The sequence below is a fragment of the Kluyvera ascorbata ATCC 33433 genome, assembly GCF_000735365.1.
GTDB lineage: Bacteria > Pseudomonadota > Gammaproteobacteria > Enterobacterales > Enterobacteriaceae > Kluyvera > Kluyvera ascorbata.
In genome coordinates this window covers 12,933-31,223 of the sequence record NZ_JMPL01000010.1, presented here as the reverse complement: position 1 = coordinate 31,223, position 18,291 = coordinate 12,933, and the positions used below count along the sequence as shown (strand labels likewise).

The following is an 18,291-nucleotide window of genomic DNA, read 5'->3' as shown; positions in this document are numbered from 1 at the left end:
TATATATAAATTTAAGATAATGCTATCTTTTAATATTATTATTTCATATACCGATAAAAAACAACGATCGCAAAAATGCAGAATATGGGGACAGGCCATATTGGCCCGTCAGGGAAAATTTGGAAAAGGACAATTGCAAATAAAACCGTCACTACGGCAGGTCTGTACATCAATATCAATGATCTTAATATTCGCCCGATCAATCTTTTAATGATATTCATCATGGATATCTAATCATCCTGATAATAATATCTACAATCTCATCATCCGATACCCATTGTAATTTAAATAACTGCGATCTTCACGCTCTCACCATTTACAGTAACGTGTAAAAATAAATACCATAACTATGGCGAATAGTCCTATAGGCCAGATAGGGCTGTCAGGGAAAAAATGCCCCTGAAGTAGAGCAAAAATAACCGTGAAAATCACCGGACCATAAAGCGATGATAAAAATCTGAGTTGCCACAGTAGAAATTTTTTTATTGATTGAATCATGGTTATCGGATCATCCGGGTGATGATGTTTGCTATATTGGAATCAGATGACCATTGCGCTTCTAGTGCGCCTGCACGCTCAAATGTTGGTTCAATCAGGAAATACATCATTTCTAGTTGTTGCATGTAAAGTCCTGAGTAATAGGCTGGGTATTGGACATGTAAACGATGGGCACTATCCGCCGCTTTCTGAACCAGGCCATATGTAGCAACAACTCCAGCAACCGTGCCCGCAGCACGTCCCGTAAGGGCACTGAGTTGTATACTTAAATTCAATCCAATACGAACGCTGGTAGCAACCGCTAAAGCATACCCTGCACCTGTAAGGGAGCTAGCAGCTATATGGATATTCACTGCCATAAGTAATTTTTTAATATGCTCTAACTGAGCATTGGTTTTGTATTTCAACATTTCTTCAAAGTAGATTCGAAGCATTTCATAGACAACATCACCATGCTGAATAATTCGAATAACTGCATTTCTAAAACGCAGATCTTCTGTCTTTTGCTGCTGGCAAACATCGTTATATTCATCGGTGAAACAAGACGTGTAATACAGCAGACGGGTCGTCCCCTTACCTAATATATCAACCTGATTTCTGACCTGTTCTCCGACGGCTGAAACAGCATGCTCGAGCTTCAGTGCAAGAATTTTGTTGGCTTGTAGGTAACTGATAACCTCATTATTGTTGTACATAACTGCTCCATGTTAATTTTCATTAAATCCATTTTCCCATTATGTTCCTCAGGAAAACATCCGATAGACTGCGGGGCGGGAGCGAAAAATAACTCAGTCATACCCATCGGAACCACAGGATTGTATCGCCCTATAAAAATATCTGATTCTGCCCATCGGACAGATTGATCCAGGTCTTATCTTCCACGAAAAGGACGGGGGGAGTGATGAAAATGTCGGTAGTTCCGGCGTAGAACCCTAGAAACAAAAAAAGCGCCCCAAGGGCGCTCTTTCGACGGTGACTCGCAGCTTATTTATTCAGTTCAGCGGTCATGTGCACGCGGTTACCGGAATAAGCCTGGGTAATTTTGTAGGAGCTTGCACCAGCCTGTTCAGCCTGGGCTGCAATTTTCGCTTCTGCACCGTCAATGGTAGAGGCAGTTGCGGTCACGGTCTGAGCAGCGAAGGTACCGAAAGAAGCGGCAAGAGCGATAACTGCGACAAAAGTTTTGATGCTTTTCATGATGTAAACCCTTTCACTTGGTTGTTTGGGTAAGGCGTGTTGCCTTGATGTGATAAATAATAGTCCTCACATCGTTCAACGAAAAGCGGAAGGATTTGTTGTCATCATTCAAATTAATTGAATATTAATTACTCACCGATAAGACGCTGTGGATGCGTGTAGATTGTCGCTCTGCCCGGCTTACAAAAACCCACCAGCGTCAGGTTGCAGCGTTCGGCAACTTCTACCGCCAGCGTGGTGGCTGCGGAAACCGCAAACAAAATCTCGACGCCGCACATGGCTGATTTCTGCACCATCTCGTAGCTGGCACGGCTGGAAACCAGCGCTGCGCCCAACTGCCAGCGCGACCCTTCCTGCGCACGATGGCCCAGCAGTTTATCCAGCGCCACATGGCGACCCACGTCTTCATGCCCGCCCACCAGCTCACCCGATGGCATAACCCAGGCTGCCGCGTGGGTACAACCCGTCTCACGGCCAACGGGCTGAACATCGTTTAAATGCCTTAACGCATGATCGAGGTAAGCCAGATCAAAGGTCTGGCTGAAAGGCAGAGGCTGGATAGGTTTGCCAATATCGTTGAGCTGCTCGACGCCGCAAACGCCACACCCGGTTCGCCCGGCAAGCGCACGACGGCGCTCTTTCAGCCCCATAAAGCGACGGCTGGAGAGCTCAATTCTGACTTCCATGCCGTTGCAGGCCGGCACAACGTCCATCCCGAATATTTCACGCGGATGTTCAATGATGCCTTCAGACAGGGAAAAACCTATGGCAAAGGCTTCGAGGTCTTTCGGCGTCGCCATCATGACGACGTGAGAAATGCCGTTGTAGACCAGCGCAACGGGAACTTCTTCAGCGAGAATATCCTGTGTGGGTTGCATAATCTTTGGCCTTCTGAAGACAGCACGCTCGGCTGCACCAATCAGCTGCAACGAGGGTTCGACTTCATCTTTAAAATTAAACACGGCAAATACTCTGAACGACATCGAAATAAGGGGCATCTATTCCATCACAACCGGAGGGAATTGAGGCTTATTATGGATCAAGTTGTGGTGCAATAACGCACAATACGCATTTTTCGCGGCATTCTGCTACAAAACGACTGATTAAACCAGAGGTACTACCTTATGGTTATCTTCGTTAATCACGCGCAAAATCAGTGCGATATGCAGGGTTAAATGTGATAAATATCACGATTCAATGTTAACCCTGGCAAAATCCATTCACCTGTCGTTAACCGCGTTAGAACAAGCCTACCGATATTGTGGTATTCTGAACCAAAGCCCTCCAGGAACTGAGGGCATCGCAGTATTCAGAATCTTCGTCTGACTACGACGAAGAACAATTACAAGCAATGACAATGTCGAAACAAGGAGCTAACCATGCAGGTCAGCAGAAGGCAGTTCTTTAAGATCTGCGCTGGCGGTATGGCAGGAACCACGGCAGCCGCACTGGGCTTTGCCCCAGGCATCGCACTCGCGGAAACACGGCAGTATAAATTGCTGCGCACCCGTGAGACCCGTAACACCTGCACTTACTGCTCTGTCGGTTGTGGGCTTTTAATGTATAGCCTCGGCGACGGCGCAAAAAACGCGAAAGCCTCAATTTTCCACATCGAAGGGGACCCGGATCACCCGGTCAACCGCGGCGCGCTGTGCCCGAAAGGCGCAGGTCTGGTGGACTTTATCCACTCTGAAAGCCGTCTGAAATACCCTGAATACCGCGCACCTGGCTCCAATAAATGGCAGCAAATCAGCTGGGACGAAGCGTTTGACCGCATCGCTAAACTGATGAAGGCCGACCGTGACGCCAACTTTATTGAGAAAAACGAAGCAGGTACCACCGTTAACCGTTGGTTGACCACCGGGATGCTGTGCGCCTCTGCTTCCAGTAACGAAACCGGCTTCTTAACCCAGAAATTCACCCGCGCGCTCGGTATGCTCGCGGTCGACAACCAAGCGCGTGTCTGACACGGACCAACGGTAGCAAGTCTTGCTCCAACATTTGGTCGCGGTGCGATGACCAACCACTGGGTTGACATTAAGAACGCCAATCTCATCGTTGTGATGGGTGGGAACGCGGCAGAAGCGCATCCGGTGGGGTTCCGCTGGGCGATGGAAGCCAAGATCCATAATGGCGCGAAGCTGATTGTTATCGATCCCCGCTTTACGCGTACCGCGTCAGTGGCGGATTTCTACGCCCCTATTCGCTCCGGCACCGACATTACCTTCCTGTCGGGCGTGATGCTGTACCTGTTGAATAACGAAAAATTCAACCGCGAGTACACCGAGGCCTACACCAACGCTAGCCTGATCGTGCGCGAAGACTTTAGCTTCGACGACGGCCTGTTCAGCGGCTATGACCCGGAAGCCCGTAAGTACGATAAAACCTCGTGGAACTACGAGCTGGACGAGAACGGTCACGCCAAACGCGATACCACCCTCAGCCATCCTCGCTGCGTCTGGAATCTGCTGAAACAGCACATTTCACGCTACACGCCGGACGTGGTTGAGCAGATTTGTGGTACGCCGAAGGCGGACTTCCTGAAAGTCTGTGAGTACATTGCAGAAACCAGCGCCCACGATAAAACCGCCTCGTTCCTGTATGCACTGGGCTGGACGCAGCACTCCATCGGTTCGCAGAACATCCGTACCATGGCGATGATTCAGCTGCTGCTCGGCAACATGGGCATGGCAGGCGGCGGTGTGAACGCCCTGCGCGGTCACTCTAACATTCAGGGTCTGACCGACCTCGGCCTGCTGTCGACAAGCCTTCCGGGCTATATGACGCTGCCAAGCGAGAAACAGGCTGACCTGCAAACTTATCTCACCGCCAACACGCCTAAACCGCTGCTGGATGGTCAGGTGAACTACTGGGGCAACTACCCGAAATTCTTCGTCTCAATGATGAAGACCTTCTACGGCGATAAAGCGACGGCGGAAAATAGCTGGGGCTTTGATTGGCTGCCGAAGTGGGACAAAGGGTATGACGTCCTGCAGTATTTCGAGATGATGAACGAGGGCAAGGTCAACGGCTATCTGTGCCAGGGCTTTAACCCGGTTGCTTCATTCCCGAACAAAAACAAAACGGTCGCGGCGCTTTCTAAACTGAAGTTCCTCGTCACCATTGACCCACTCAACACTGAAACGGCGACCTTCTGGCAAAACCACGGCGAGTCAAACGATGTTGACCCGTCGAAAATCCAGACTGAAGTCTTCCGCCTGCCATCTACCTGCTTCGCCGAAGAGAACGGTTCTATCGTTAACTCCGGCCGCTGGTTGCAGTGGCACTGGAAAGGCGCGGACGCCCCAGGGGATGCCGTCACCGACGGTGAGATCCTGGCCGGTATCTTCTTACGCCTGCGTAAGATGTACGCCGAAGAGGGCGGCCCGGTACCTGAAGCGGTGCTGAACATGAGCTGGAACTACTCAACGCCGGATGAACCAGCGTCTGAGGAAGTGGCGATGGAGAACAACGGTAAGGCGCTGGCCGATATTATCGACCCGGCAACCGGCGCGGTTATCGTGAAAAAAGGCCAACAGCTGAGCTCGTTCGCCCAACTGCGCGATGACGGTACCACCGCCAGCGGCTGCTGGATCTTCGCCGGTAGCTGGACGCCGGACGGCAACCAGATGGCGCGTCGTGATAACGCCGATCCATCCGGCCTTGGCAACACGCTGGGCTGGGCCTGGGCATGGCCGCTGAACCGTCGCATCCTGTATAACCGTGCTTCCGCAGACCCGCAGGGGAACCCGTGGGATCCGAAACGCCAGCTCATCAAGTGGGACGGCGCGAAATGGGGCGGCGTGGATATTCCGGACTACAGCACCGCGGCACCGGGCAGCAACGTCGGGCCGTTTATCATGCAGCCGGAAGGGATGGGTCGCCTGTTCGCCCTCGATAAGATGGCAGAAGGTCCGTTCCCGGAACACTACGAGCCGTTTGAAACGCCGCTGGGCACTAACCCACTGCACCCGAACGTCATCTCGAACCCTGCCGCCCGTATCTTTAAAGGCGATAGGGAAGCGTTGGGTAAAGCGGACAAGTTCCCGTACGTCGGTACCACCTACCGTCTGACCGAGCACTTCCACTACTGGACCAAACATGCGCTGCTTAACGCCATCGCACAGCCGGAACAGTTCGTGGAGATTGGTGAGAAGCTGGCCGATAAGCTCGGCATCGGCCACGGCGATACCGTGAAGGTCTCCTCCAACCGCGGCTATATCAAAGCCAAGGCGGTGGTGACCAAACGTATCCGCACGCTGAAAGTTGACGGTAAGGATATCGATACCATCGGTATTCCAATCCACTGGGGCTATGAAGGCGTGGCGAAGAAAGGGTTTATTGCGAACACCTTAACTCCGTCCGTTGGTGATGCGAACTCGCAGACGCCGGAATTCAAGTCCTTCCTGGTGAACTTGGAAAAGGTGTAACGGAGACGACCTATGGCTTATCAATCGCAGGACATTATCCGTCGTTCCGCCACTAACGGTTTTACTCCCGCGCCTCGCGCGCGGGATCACCAGGAAGAGGTGGCGAAGCTTATCGACGTGACCACCTGTATCGGCTGTAAAGCCTGTCAGGTGGCCTGTTCAGAGTGGAACGATATCCGTGACGAGATTGGCAGCAACGTCGGGGTGTATGACAACCCGGCAGATTTGACCGCCAAATCCTGGACGGTGATGCGTTTCTCGGAAGTGGAACAGAACGACAAACTGGAGTGGCTCATCCGTAAGGATGGCTGTATGCACTGCGCCGACCCGGGCTGCCTGAAAGCATGCCCGTCAGAAGGGGCTATCATTCAGTATGCCAACGGCATCGTCGACTTCCAGTCCGAGCAGTGTATTGGCTGTGGCTACTGTATCGCTGGCTGCCCGTTCAACGTGCCGCGACTTAACCCGGAAGACAACCGCGTGTACAAATGTACGCTGTGCGTTGACCGCGTGAACGTTGGGCAAGAACCGGCATGCGTGAAAACGTGCCCAACCGGCGCTATCCACTTTGGTTCCAAAGAGGATATGAAAGTGCTGGCGGGCGAGCGCGTGGCCGAACTGAAAACCCGTGGTTACGACAATGCGGGCCTGTACGATCCGGCAGGCGTTGGCGGTACGCACGTGATGTACGTGCTGCACCATGCCGACAAACCGAATCTGTACCACGGTCTGCCGGAGAACCCGGAAATCAGCGCTACCGTGAAGTTCTGGAAAGGCGTCTGGAAACCGCTGGCCGCTATCGGCTTTGCTGCTACGTTCGCCGCGAGCATCTTCCACTACGTCGGGGTCGGTCCGAACCGTGCGGAAGAGGAAGAAGACAATCTGGATGAGAAAGACGATGAGGTGCGCAAATGAAAAAACGTGACACCATCGTGCGCTACACGGCGCCGGAACGCATCAACCACTGGGTCACCGCCTTCTGCTTCATGCTGGCGGCGATAAGCGGGCTGGGATTTTTCTTCCCATCCTTCAACTGGCTGATGCAAATCATGGGGACTCCGCAGCTGGCGCGTATTCTGCACCCGTTTGTCGGCGTCATCATGTTTGCCTCGTTTATCATCATGTTTTTCCGCTACTGGCACCACAATCTAATCAATCGGGATGATATCTTTTGGGCGAAGAATATTCGTAAGATCGTCGTCAACGAGGAAGTAGGTGACACCGGGCGTTATAACTTCGGCCAGAAATGCGTATTCTGGGCGGCGATTATCTTCCTGGTGCTGCTGCTGGTGAGCGGTGTGGTTATCTGGCGTCCGTACTTTGCGCCTGCTTTCTCAATCCCGGTGATCCGATTTGCGCTAATGCTGCATTCATTTGCCGCAGTAGCGTTAATTGTGGTTATCATGGTGCATATCTACGCCGCCCTTTGGGTGAAAGGCACCATTACCGCGATGGTGGAGGGATGGGTTACCAAAACGTGGGCGAAGAAACATCACCCGCGCTGGTACCGTGAAGTCCGCCAGAAACAGGAAAAGTCATCTGAATGAGTATTCGCATAATCCCGCAAGATGAGCTGGGTTCGAGCGAGAAACGTACGGCGGAAGTCATTCCGCCGTTGTTGTTCCCCAGACTCAAGAACCTCTATAACCGCCGCGCCGAACGTCTGCGCGAGCTGGCAGAGAATAATCCGCTGGGCGATTACCTGCGCTTTGCTGCGCTGATTGCCCATGCTCAGGAAGTGGTGCTCTACGACCACCCGCTGAAAATGGATCTTACCGCACGCATCAAAGAAGCGAATGACCAGGGCAAACCGCCGCTGGATATTCACGTTTTGCCGCGCGACAAGCACTGGCACACGCTGCTGCATTCGATGATTGCCGAGCTGAAGCCAGAGATGAGCGGCCCGGCGCTGGCGGTTATCGAGAACCTGGAGAAAGCCTCCGAGCAAGAGCTGGAGCTGATGGCGAGCGCGCTGTTTGCCTCTGACTTTGCTTCCGTGAGCAGTGATAAAGCGCCGTTTATCTGGGCTGCACTGTCGCTCTACTGGGCGCAAATGGCCAGTCTGATTCCGGGCAAGGCCCGTGCAGAATACGGCGAGCAACGCCAGTTCTGCCCGGTATGCGGCTCAATGCCAGTTTCAAGCATGGTGCAAATCGGCACCACTCAGGGTCTGCGTTACCTGCACTGCAACCTGTGTGAAACCGAATGGCACGTAGTGCGCGTGAAATGCAGCAACTGCGAGCAAAGCCGCGACCTGCACTACTGGTCACTGGATAACGAGCAGGCAGCCATCAAAGCCGAAAGCTGCGGCGACTGCGGCACTTACCTGAAGATTCTGTATCAGGAAAAAGACCCAAAAGTCGAAGCGGTTGCCGACGACCTGGCCTCACTGGTACTGGACGCGCGAATGGAGCAAGAAGGGTTCGCCCGCAGCTCGATTAATCCGTTCCTGTTCCCGGGGGAAGGGGAGTAATTTCCCATAAGCCCGGTAAGCAGATATGCTTCCGGGCGCTTCTTCAGTCACTCAATGCTTGTAAAACATTTCGGGGATCGTTAGCAATGGCACGTAACAGCGCTTTTGCAGGCCCTGTTGGCGAGCGCCTGCCCTGCTCCCAATTTCGCAGCGTATCCACGCTAACGGAGATAAGTTCGGCAAAGCGGGGCTGGGATAATCCCGATGCCTGTCGGATGGCTTTAATCTTCATAGCATCGATGTGAAAGGTCCGCGAAGGCTCCCGATTTCCTTCGATGATCTCATTCATTTGAGCCATGCTTTTGGTGAGCCGCTCAAAGAGTGCCTTATCCATCTACCACCTCTCATTCAACATACGCAGAATCGCTTTTTCCTGTGGCGTGATATCGTCCTTAATGCCCTTTTGATAAATCAGCAATAAGCGAATCTCAAACTTATGGCTCTGATAAAAATAGATAATACGTACTCCACTACGTTTTCCCTTGCCTCGTGACCGCCAGCGGATTTTTCGCAGACCACCCGTATCCTGAATCAGAACGCCGCAATCAGGATGCTGCGCCATGAATAGCTGCAACCGGTGATACTCATCGTCGTCCAACAACTTCCTGACATCTTCAGTGAAGAATTCCGTTTCTATAAATAGCATATTCAGTACGCCATTGGCTTATATTAGTCCAATCAGACAATACGTCAATGGCGTACAGTCGGTTTCACTCACCGTACTGAAATTAAACCGAAGATACCAACCGGGCTTTGGTTTTTGCGAGCCGCTATCCACAATCACTATCCCACCCAATTTCCCGTTTCCATTCGCGATAAACCAGGCTATAAAGCTGTATGTTTATACAGCGAAAAGGACATTATCATGGCATTGGAAAACGGTATTGCGCAGCTAGTTGCTGAGTTTATTGCGGCCGGTCGCCCTTCTTCACGTGAGCAGAATATTGATGACCGGAGAAAGGGGTATATTGCCAGCACGGCGCTGGCAGGCGAGAAAGAGATTCGCGTCAAATCAGAAGATATCGTGCTGGAAGGGATGACATTTCGCGTCATTTCGCCGCTAAATTCAGCATCATCACTCCCCTGCATTCTCTACTTTCATGGCGGCTGTTTTGTCAGCGGTGGGTTTATCACGCACGACAACCAGCTACGGCAGCTAGCCTGGCACAGTGGATGCCGGGTGATTGCGGTGCAGTATCGTCTGGCACCAGAACACACTTTCCCCGCCGCTCACGATGACGCCGAGCGTGGCGCGAACCTGGTTTATAAATATGCTCAGCAGCTTGGTATCGACCGCAAGCATATCACGCTCGCTGGCGATAGCGCTGGCGGCCATCTGGCACTGGTCACCGCGCTACGCCTAAAAGCCAACGCGGCATGGACACCGTCAAAACTTATGCTGATTTACCCGATGCTCGACGCTACCGCCAGCTTTGCCAGCTACATCAGCAATGGGCAGGACTACATTATTACTCGCGATACGCTACTTTCAGGTTTTGAGATGTATCTGCAGGGAAACGATCCACTGCACCAGGAAGCTAGCCCACTCTGGCGCGACGATTTTAACGGCCTTCCGCCGGTGCATATCATTACCGCCGAATACGATCCGCTCCGCGATGAAGGTGAGGCGCTCTATGAACGGCTAACCCGACAGGGCGTAACCTGCACCTGCCAGCGCTATCATGGCGTTATTCACGGATTTTTCCAGCTTGGCGGCGTGAGCCAGGCGGCGCGGGATGCAATGGAGGATGTGGCCCGCAGGATGGCAGGCCACTGAAGATAGCGAGGCTGGGAGATACCCTACTCCTCTTCGTTACCGCCCTCTTCGTACGAACCGAATGGCTTCGCAGGCAGCACGATATAGGTCCCCTCGAACACCACACCGGGGGTGTCATCGCCGAACAGCTCAACTTGCATCTGCACGCGTGCTTTGCGTCCTCGGGCCAGTCGGTCCAGGTCGCCGCTAAGCGAGCCGAGGTCTGCAATGGCGGTCGGTTTACCGGCGATAGGTTTTCGGTAGCGGATATGGGCATCGGCCAGAATAATGGTGCCGCCCAGGTGGCGCTCACGCAGCATCAGCCAGATAAGCCCCCAGCCGGTGAGCGTTGCCAGCGAAAAGAGGCTGCCGGCAAACAGCGTATGGTGCGGGTTCTGGTTGCCAGTTTCTGGCATGGTGGTAATGAATTTCTGCCCGGTGTACTGCTGGATGCGCACGCCCATCTTCTCGCTGAGCGGAATATGATCGTACCAGGCCTGCTGTAGCTGTGCACACCAGTCACCGCGGTGCAGAATATCATCCAGCGAGGCAACGGGTTTAATCATCAGGAAATGGCGAACGGGGGTGGTCTGCGGGGTAGTAATCTCCCCTTCGTTCTTGAATCCTAGCTTGGAAAAGAACGGCACGGCATCTTCACGTGCGCTACAGGTGACGCGTTTAACCCCTTCCTGACGCGCAACGGACTCCAGGGTCATCGCAATAAGCGTTCCCAGACCTTTATCCTGAAAGTCAGGGTGTACCGCCATAAAACGGATAGACGCTTCATTATCCGCGTTGATGTATAGCCGCCCTACGGCGACCAGCTTTCCCAGCTCATCAACCACCATCTGATGGTGCGCCATGGCATCCCAGGCATCACGCTCGGAACCTTTTGGCTGATGCAGGGGTTTACGCAGCATTTCCCAGCGGAACTGGTAATACTGCTCTAACTCTTCTTCAGTCTGCGGTACTCGGAGATGGTACATAATGGCACTCTCTTTTGTCGCCCACGTCCTAACGGGAAGCGTGGTCATACTTGTAACCAGAACGTCACGGGGCCGTCATTGACCAGCGACACCTGCATATCCGCTGCGAATCGTCCTGTTTGCGTGTTCATGTCCTGTTGGCGACAGCGTTGTACAAAATAGTCATAGAGCGCTTCGGCGCGATCTGGCGCGGCACCTTTTGAGAAGCTCGGGCGCATACCGCGTTCGGTGTCAGCCGCTAGCGTAAACTGCGACACCACCAGCACGCTGCCGCCAGCCTGCTGCACGTTCAGGTTCATCTTACCGTCTTCATCGCTGAAGATGCGGTAGCCCAGCACGCGCTCACACAGACGGTTTGCCTTCTGCTCATCGTCGTCTTTCTCTACGCCCAGTAACACCAGCAGCCCCAGGCCAATTTCTCCCGTCACTTCGTCCGCGACGCTAACGCTCGCACGGGTGACTCGCTGAATTAATGCAATCATGATTCTTCGGCTTCTTGTTGTTCTGTTTTCAATTTTCGGTATTCACCGAGAGTGACAGTTATTTCAGCACCTAGCAAGACGATACACCAGGTCCAGTAGACCCAGACAAACAAAATGGGGATCACCGCCAGTACGCCGTAAATCAACTGATAGGACGGGAATGCAGTGATGTAGAGGGAGAACGCTTTCTTACCCAATTCATGCAGCAGCGCAGCAACCAGCGCGCCAATCACCGCATCACGGTTCGGTACCTGAGTCGTGGGCACAATGCTGTAGAGCAGCCAGAACGACAGCCACGAAAGCAGCAGCGGGAAGACGCGCAGCACGTTATCAATCACGCCGTGCAGCTCGCTGGCCCAGCGCAATGAAAGTAAATAGGAGCTGATTGCGAGGCTAACACCGGCTAACAGCGGCCCCAGAGTCAGGATCATCCAGTAGACGGCAAACGAGTACACCTTTGGGCGTACACGTTTACTCCGCCAGATGGTATTCAAGGCGCTGTCGATAGAGTACATCAGCAGCAGCGCGGTAATAATCAGGCCACAGGCGCCAAAGGCGGTCATCCTGTTGGAGTTGGCAACAAACTGCTCGATATAGCGCTGAATAATATCGCCGGTTGCGGGCAGGAAGTTAGCGAACACAAAATGGCGAATCTGCAGGCTGACTTCCGAAAACATGGGAAATGCCGCGAACAGGGCAAAAATCACTGCCACCAGCGGCACAAGGGAAAGCAACGACACGTAGGCCAGGTTACCCGCCAGTGTCGTCATGTTGTCTTCTTCAATGCGCCGCCAGAGGAATTTGCTCCACACCACCAGCGGCCGGGTATGATGAATCACTTTTTGATGAACGGTTTTTAACATAACGACTTCATAAAGTAGTCGGGTAGGGTTTCTCTCCCGGTCACCAGTACGCTGGTGATCCCCAACTGGTTAGCGCCATCTATATTATCGGCGTTATCGTCAAAAAAGACCGCATCGGCGGCAGAAAAACCTTCAGATTCCAGTACGCGCTGGTAAATCCGCGCCTCCGGTTTACGCATCCCCATCTCCTGGGAAAGATAAACGTGGTCGGCGGCGGCATAGATTTCCGGGTATTCGCCCGGCCAGAAAGTGGTGTGAAGCGCGTTAGTATTAGACAGCACCACCACACGATGCCCCTGCTCGCGCAGCGTTTTCATGATGTCGATGACTTCGGGGCGAAGGGCCACAAAAACCGCCTGCCAGCCGTGGGCAAACTGCTCGTAGCTGAGCGGTAGCTCCATGTCATGGCACATGGCTTTCGCAAACTCTTCATCCGATATTTCACCGCGTTCGTGCTGATGAAATACCTCTCCCATGGTGAAACTTTGCTTTAGCCTGGCCAGCGGCACGCGGGCGAGATCGCTCCACGTTCCCAGAACACGGTTGAAATCAATGTCGACAATCACATTACCTAAATCAAAGATATAGAGCATTTTTGCCTCCGTTCACGCCGTGGAAATTTCACTCTAGCGGGAAAGGCGAACTTTGACCATGAACAAACGCTCTCTATTTCAAAAAGAAAAACCCCGCCATATAGGCGGGGTTTCAGGTCACGACAAAAGAGAGAAATTAATCTTCTTTCGGACCACGCATAGCGCGTTTACGGTCGTTTTCAGTCAGGTGACGTTTACGGATACGGATAGAAGTTGGGGTAACTTCTACCAGTTCGTCGTCATCGATGAATTCCAGAGCTTGTTCCAGAGTCATTTTCTGAGCTGGGACCAGAGTCGTAGCTTCATCAGTACCGGAAGCACGCATGTTGGTCAGTTTCTTACCGGTCAGGCAGTTTACAGTCAGGTCGTTAGAACGGCTGTGAATACCGATGATCTGGCCTTCGTAAACTTCTGCGCCGTGGCCCAGGAACAGCTTACCGCGGTCCTGCAGGCTGAACAGTGCGAACGCAACCGCTTTACCCTGACCGTTGGAGATCAGTACGCCGTTCTGACGCTGGCCAACTTCACCCGGACGAACGTCGTCGTAGTGGCTGAAGGTGGAGTACAGCAGACCGGTACCGGAGGTCATGGTCATGAATTCTGAACGGAAACCGATAAGCCCTCGGCTTGGGATCACGTAGTCGAGACGTACGCGGCCTTTTCCGTCTGGATTCATGTTTTTCAGGTCGCCTTTACGCTCACCCAGTGCCTGCATGACAGAACCCTGGTGCTGCTCTTCGACGTCCAGCGTTACGTTTTCGAATGGCTCTTGTTTACGGCCATCGATTTCGCGGAAGATTACTTTCGGACGGGAAACCGCCATTTCGAAACCTTCACGACGCATGTTTTCAATCAGAACGGACAGGTGCAGCTCACCACGGCCAGAAACGCGGAATGCGTCTGCATCCGGAGTTTCTTCAACGCGCAGCGCAACGTTGTGAACCAGCTCTTTCTTCAGGCGATCCAGGATCTGACGAGAAGTAACGTATTTACCTTCTTTACCGCAGAACGGAGAGGTGTTGACGTTAAAGAACATGGTTACGGTTGGTTCATCTACGGACAGCGCTGGCAGCGCTTCAACATTCTGCGGGTCGCAGATGGTGTCGGAGATGTTCAGCTCGCCCAGACCGGTGATCGCGATGATGTCGCCAGCTTCAGCCAGGTCGCTATCGATACGCTCCAGACCCAGGTGAGTCAGCACTTTACCGACTTTACCGTTACGGGTTTTGCCTTCGCTATCAATGATAGTGATCTGCTGGTTTGGCTTCACTTTACCGCGTTTGATACGGCCGATACCGATAACACCAACGTAGTTGTTGTAGTCCAGCTGGGAGATTTGCATCTGCAGCGGGCCATCCAGGTCTACGTCTGGAGCCGGTACACGATCAACGATGGTCTGATACAGCGGGGTCATGTCTTCCGCCATATTTTCGTGATCCAGACCTGCGATACCGTTCAGCGCGGAAGCGTAAACGATAGGGAAGTCCAGCTGTTCGTCGGTCGCGTCGAGGTTAACGAACAGGTCGAATACCTGGTCAACAACCCAATCAGGACGCGCGCCTGGACGGTCAACTTTGTTGATAACAACAATTGGCTTCAGACCATGAGCAAATGCTTTTTTGGTCACGAAGCGCGTCTGCGGCATCGGGCCATCCATTGCATCAACTACCAGCAGCACAGAGTCAACCATGGACATGACGCGCTCAACTTCACCACCGAAGTCGGCGTGCCCTGGGGTATCAACGATGTTGATACGGTAATCATTCCATTTGATTGCGGTGTTTTTCGCGAGGATGGTAATCCCACGCTCTTTCTCCAAATCGTTGGAGTCCATCACACGTTCTTGAGTTTCAGCACGTGCATCAAACGTACCGGATTGCTGCAGCAGCTTATCAACCAGGGTAGTTTTACCATGGTCAACGTGCGCGATGATGGCGATGTTACGCAAATTTTCGATCACAACTTTGCCTCGGGCATTAGAAATAGCGCGTTATTGTACACGGATTAATCGCACTACAAAACAGGATCACAGAGATCCTCCGCAAACAAGTATTGCAGAGTTTCTTTGTGATCGCTTTCACGGAGCATAAAAAGGGCACCTGGACACAATTTGCACCAATATGGTGCTCATCGCTTCATGATAAGCACTATAATGGTGCAAAGACGCTATCGTGGTGCAGCCCTTTTGCACTATGGTGCGCATGATAACGCCTTTTGGGGGTGATTTAAAAGTTGGCACAGATTTCGCTTTGTATATTTCAAGGCAACAACGCCACTTTAAGCAGTGATTGAAGACCTCGTTACCACGACGACAATGATAAATCCGGGAGATGTTAAGTATGTCCGCTGAACACGTTTTGACGATGCTGAATGAGCACGAAGTGAAGTTTGTCGATCTGCGCTTCACCGATACCAAAGGTAAAGAACAGCACGTCACTATTCCTGCGCACCAGGTAAATGCCGAATTCTTCGAAGAAGGCAAAATGTTTGACGGCTCCTCTATCGGTGGCTGGAAAGGCATTAACGAATCCGACATGGTTCTGATGCCAGACGCATCTACCGCTCTCATCGACCCGTTCTTTGAAGAGTCTACCCTGATTATCCGTTGCGACATCCTGGAACCAGGTACCCTGCAGGGCTACGACCGTGACCCGCGCTCCATCGCTAAACGCGCTGAAGAGTACCTGCGCGCTACCGGCATCGCAGACACCGTTCTGTTCGGGCCAGAGCCAGAATTCTTCCTGTTTGATGACATCCGCTTCGGCGCATCCATCTCCGGTTCTCACGTGGCTATCGATGACATCGAAGGCGCATGGAACTCCTCCACCAAATACGAAGGTGGTAACAAAGGTCACCGTCCAGGCGTTAAAGGCGGTTACTTCCCAGTTCCTCCGGTTGATTCCTCACAGGACATCCGTTCTACCATGTGTCTGATCATGGAAGAGATGGGCCTGGTTGTTGAAGCGCATCACCACGAAGTTGCGACTGCTGGCCAGAACGAAATCGCAACCCGCTTCAACACCATGACCAAGAAAGCGGACGAAATTCAGATCTACAAATATGTTGTGCACAACGTCGCTCACCGCTTCGGTAAAACCGCGACCTTTATGCCAAAACCAATGTTTGGCGATAACGGTTCCGGCATGCACTGCCACATGTCCCTGTCCAAGAACGGCGTAAACCTGTTCTCCGGCGACAAATATGCTGGCCTGTCCGAGCAAGCACTGCACTACATCGGCGGTGTTATCAAACACGCTAAAGCTATCAACGCCCTGGCTAACCCGACCACCAACTCCTACAAGCGTCTGGTCCCAGGTTATGAAGCACCGGTAATGCTGGCTTACTCTGCCCGTAACCGTTCTGCATCCATCCGTATCCCGGTTGTTGCTTCTCCGAAAGCGCGTCGTATCGAAGTGCGCTTCCCGGACCCAGCAGCTAACCCATACCTGTGCTTCGCAGCACTGCTGATGGCAGGCCTTGACGGCATCAAGAACAAAATCCACCCTGGCGAAGCCATGGACAAAAACCTGTACGACCTGCCGCCAGAAGAAGCGAAAGAGATCCCACAGGTTGCTGGCTCTCTGGAAGAAGCGCTGCAGGCTCTCGATGCTGACCGCGAGTTCCTGACTGCAGGTGGCGTGTTCACTGATGAAGCTATCGACGCTTACATCACGCTGCGCACCGAAGAAAACGACCGCGTACGTATGACTCCGCACCCGGTTGAGTTCGAACTGTACTACAGCGTCTAATCGTATTTTGAGTTGTACTTTCCAGCTGTAGCGGCGCCATTGCCCTTGGGTTCTGGCGCACTCCCTGGAATTAAGTTGCCGTGGAAACTTTCAGCCCATCTCAGGATGGGCTTTTTTCTCCACCAACAACCTGATATCTCGCGCTTTTTACTCGTAAAAAGCTATACTGCACTAAAATGGTGCAAGCCTTTTCAGGAGACTGCTAAATGGCAACAGGCGCACTGCCCGATGCTGGGCAGATCCTTAATTCGTTAATCAACAGTATTTTACTGGTCGATGATGACCTCGCCGTTCACTATGCGAACCCTGCTGCACAGCAGCTGCTGGCGCAGAGCGCGCGCAAACTCTTTGGTACGCCTTTACCCGAGCTTCTAAGCTATTTCTCGCTGAACATTGGCTTGATGCAGGAGAGCCTGCAAACGGGTCAGGGGTTTACCGATAACGAAGTGACGCTGGTGATTGACGGACGCTCGCATATTCTTTCGCTGACCGCACAGCGTTTGCCAGACGGTTTTATTCTGCTGGAAATGGCGCCAATGGATAACCAACGCCGCCTCAGCCAGGAGCAGCTCCAGCACGCTCAGCAAATCGCGGCGCGCGATCTGGTACGAGGGCTCGCCCATGAGATTAAAAACCCACTGGGTGGCTTACGCGGCGCTGCACAGCTACTCAGTAAGGCACTGCCTGACCCGGCGTTGACCGAGTACACCAACGTCATCATTGAGCAGGCCGACCGCCTGCGTAATCTGGTCGACCGCCTGCTTGGCCCACAGCATCCCGGTACGCATATCACCGAGAGCATTCATAAAGTGGCTGAGCGCGTCGTCAAGCTGGTCTCTATGGAACTGCCGGAGAACGTCACGCTGGTGCGTGATTACGACCCAAGTTTGCCGGAACTTCCGCACGATCCAGACCAAATCGAGCAAGTTCTGCTGAATATCGTGCGAAATGCACTGCAGGCGCTTGGCCCGGAAGGGGGCGAAATTGTCCTGCGCACCCGCACCGCATTCCAGTTAACGCTGCACGGCGTGCGTTATCGGCTGGCCGCCAGAATTGATGTCGAAGATAACGGCCCCGGTATTCCATCACATTTGCAGGATACGCTGTTTTACCCAATGGTCAGCGGCCGCGAAGGCGGCACCGGGCTGGGTCTGTCGATAGCGCGCAGCCTTATCGATCAGCACTCCGGCAAAATTGAATTTACCAGTTGGCCAGGCCATACCGAGTTCTCGGTTTTCCTGCCAATCAAAAAATAAGGTGTGTT

The 18,291-nt window shown here is 52.9% G+C and carries 17 protein-coding genes; 7 read left to right on the top strand and 10 right to left on the bottom strand.

The features are described 5' to 3' along the window. Positions 1-500: 500 nt before the first annotated feature. The 3 genes from GKAS_RS04690 to fdhD all read right to left on the bottom strand — a co-directional run bounded on the left by GKAS_RS04690 (position 501) and on the right by fdhD (position 2,573). A complete protein-coding gene (locus tag GKAS_RS04690) occupies positions 501-1,193 on the bottom strand; it encodes a hypothetical protein (RefSeq protein WP_035892327.1) in 693 nt (230 codons plus the stop codon). Between the two features lie 289 nt (positions 1,194-1,482). Then, the gene (locus tag GKAS_RS04685) at positions 1,483-1,695 is read right to left on the bottom strand and encodes a YdgH/BhsA/McbA family protein (RefSeq protein WP_035892326.1); all 213 of its coding nucleotides are present in this window, start codon (positions 1,693-1,695) and stop codon (positions 1,483-1,485) included. Positions 1,696-1,823: 128 nt separating this feature from the next. Beyond that, complete coding sequence (gene fdhD / locus GKAS_RS04680; protein WP_220182503.1) at positions 1,824-2,573, bottom strand: formate dehydrogenase accessory sulfurtransferase FdhD; 750 nt, start codon at positions 2,571-2,573, stop codon at positions 1,824-1,826. 501 nt (positions 2,574-3,074) lie between these two features. Between fdhD and fdnG the strand changes: the two genes are divergently transcribed. Genes fdnG through fdhE form a run of 4 tightly spaced genes read left to right on the top strand, consistent with a single transcriptional unit; the run spans position 3,075 to position 8,598 of the window. Next, positions 3,075-6,125 (top strand): formate dehydrogenase-N subunit alpha, encoded by a 3,051-nt coding sequence (gene fdnG, locus GKAS_RS04670; RefSeq protein ID WP_147281517.1) that lies wholly within the window; start codon positions 3,075-3,077, stop codon positions 6,123-6,125. Between the two features lie 12 nt (positions 6,126-6,137). Beyond that, on the top strand, positions 6,138-7,040 hold the full coding sequence (fdxH, locus tag GKAS_RS04665; RefSeq protein ID WP_035892321.1) for a formate dehydrogenase subunit beta: 903 nt from the start codon (positions 6,138-6,140) through the stop codon (positions 7,038-7,040). Continuing rightward, complete coding sequence (fdoI, locus tag GKAS_RS04660; RefSeq protein ID WP_035892320.1) at positions 7,037-7,672, top strand: formate dehydrogenase cytochrome b556 subunit; 636 nt, start codon at positions 7,037-7,039, stop codon at positions 7,670-7,672. The genes fdxH and fdoI overlap by 4 nt, the downstream gene beginning before the upstream one ends. Then, a complete protein-coding gene (fdhE, locus tag GKAS_RS04655) occupies positions 7,669-8,598 on the top strand; it encodes a formate dehydrogenase accessory protein FdhE (protein WP_035892319.1) in 930 nt (309 codons plus the stop codon). Before fdoI ends, fdhE begins: the two co-directional genes overlap by 4 nt. A gap of 43 nt (positions 8,599-8,641) precedes the next feature. Here fdhE and nadS read toward each other — a convergent pair whose 3' ends face one another. Then, positions 8,642-8,932 (bottom strand): NadS family protein, encoded by a 291-nt coding sequence (gene nadS, locus GKAS_RS04650; protein WP_035892317.1) that lies wholly within the window; start codon positions 8,930-8,932, stop codon positions 8,642-8,644. Continuing rightward, complete coding sequence (locus tag GKAS_RS04645; RefSeq protein ID WP_035892316.1) at positions 8,933-9,244, bottom strand: toxin HigB-2; 312 nt, start codon at positions 9,242-9,244, stop codon at positions 8,933-8,935. Positions 9,245-9,463: 219 nt separating this feature from the next. Between GKAS_RS04645 and GKAS_RS04640 the strand changes: the two genes are divergently transcribed. Then, a complete protein-coding gene (locus GKAS_RS04640) occupies positions 9,464-10,375 on the top strand; it encodes an alpha/beta hydrolase (protein ID WP_035892315.1) in 912 nt (303 codons plus the stop codon). 23 nt (positions 10,376-10,398) lie between these two features. Here GKAS_RS04640 and fabY read toward each other — a convergent pair whose 3' ends face one another. The 5 genes from fabY to typA form a co-directional block, all read right to left on the bottom strand. Then, entirely contained in the window at positions 10,399-11,340 is a 942-nt protein-coding gene (fabY, locus tag GKAS_RS04635) for a fatty acid biosynthesis protein FabY (protein ID WP_035892313.1), read from the bottom strand. A gap of 44 nt (positions 11,341-11,384) precedes the next feature. Then, complete coding sequence (gene dtd / locus GKAS_RS04630; RefSeq protein ID WP_035892312.1) at positions 11,385-11,822, bottom strand: D-aminoacyl-tRNA deacylase; 438 nt, start codon at positions 11,820-11,822, stop codon at positions 11,385-11,387. Continuing rightward, positions 11,819-12,685, bottom strand: a complete 867-nt coding sequence (locus GKAS_RS04625; RefSeq protein ID WP_035892311.1) for a virulence factor BrkB family protein — start codon at positions 12,683-12,685, stop codon at positions 11,819-11,821. The genes dtd and GKAS_RS04625 overlap by 4 nt, the downstream gene beginning before the upstream one ends. Continuing rightward, complete coding sequence (yihX, locus tag GKAS_RS04620) at positions 12,679-13,278, bottom strand: glucose-1-phosphatase (RefSeq protein WP_035892310.1); 600 nt, start codon at positions 13,276-13,278, stop codon at positions 12,679-12,681. The genes GKAS_RS04625 and yihX overlap by 7 nt, the downstream gene beginning before the upstream one ends. Positions 13,279-13,414: 136 nt before the next feature. Further along, on the bottom strand, positions 13,415-15,238 hold the full coding sequence (gene typA / locus GKAS_RS04615; protein ID WP_035892308.1) for a ribosome-dependent GTPase TypA: 1,824 nt from the start codon (positions 15,236-15,238) through the stop codon (positions 13,415-13,417). A 379-nt stretch (positions 15,239-15,617) separates the two neighbouring features. Here typA and glnA point away from each other — a divergent pair, with 379 nt between their 5' ends. Both glnA and glnL read left to right on the top strand, forming a co-directional pair. After that, positions 15,618-17,027 (top strand): glutamate--ammonia ligase, encoded by a 1,410-nt coding sequence (gene glnA, locus GKAS_RS04610; RefSeq protein WP_035892307.1) that lies wholly within the window; start codon positions 15,618-15,620, stop codon positions 17,025-17,027. A 206-nt stretch (positions 17,028-17,233) separates the two neighbouring features. Further along, the gene (gene glnL / locus GKAS_RS04605; RefSeq protein ID WP_035892306.1) at positions 17,234-18,283 is read left to right on the top strand and encodes a nitrogen regulation protein NR(II); all 1,050 of its coding nucleotides are present in this window, start codon (positions 17,234-17,236) and stop codon (positions 18,281-18,283) included. The last annotated feature ends 8 nt before the right edge of the window (positions 18,284-18,291 follow it).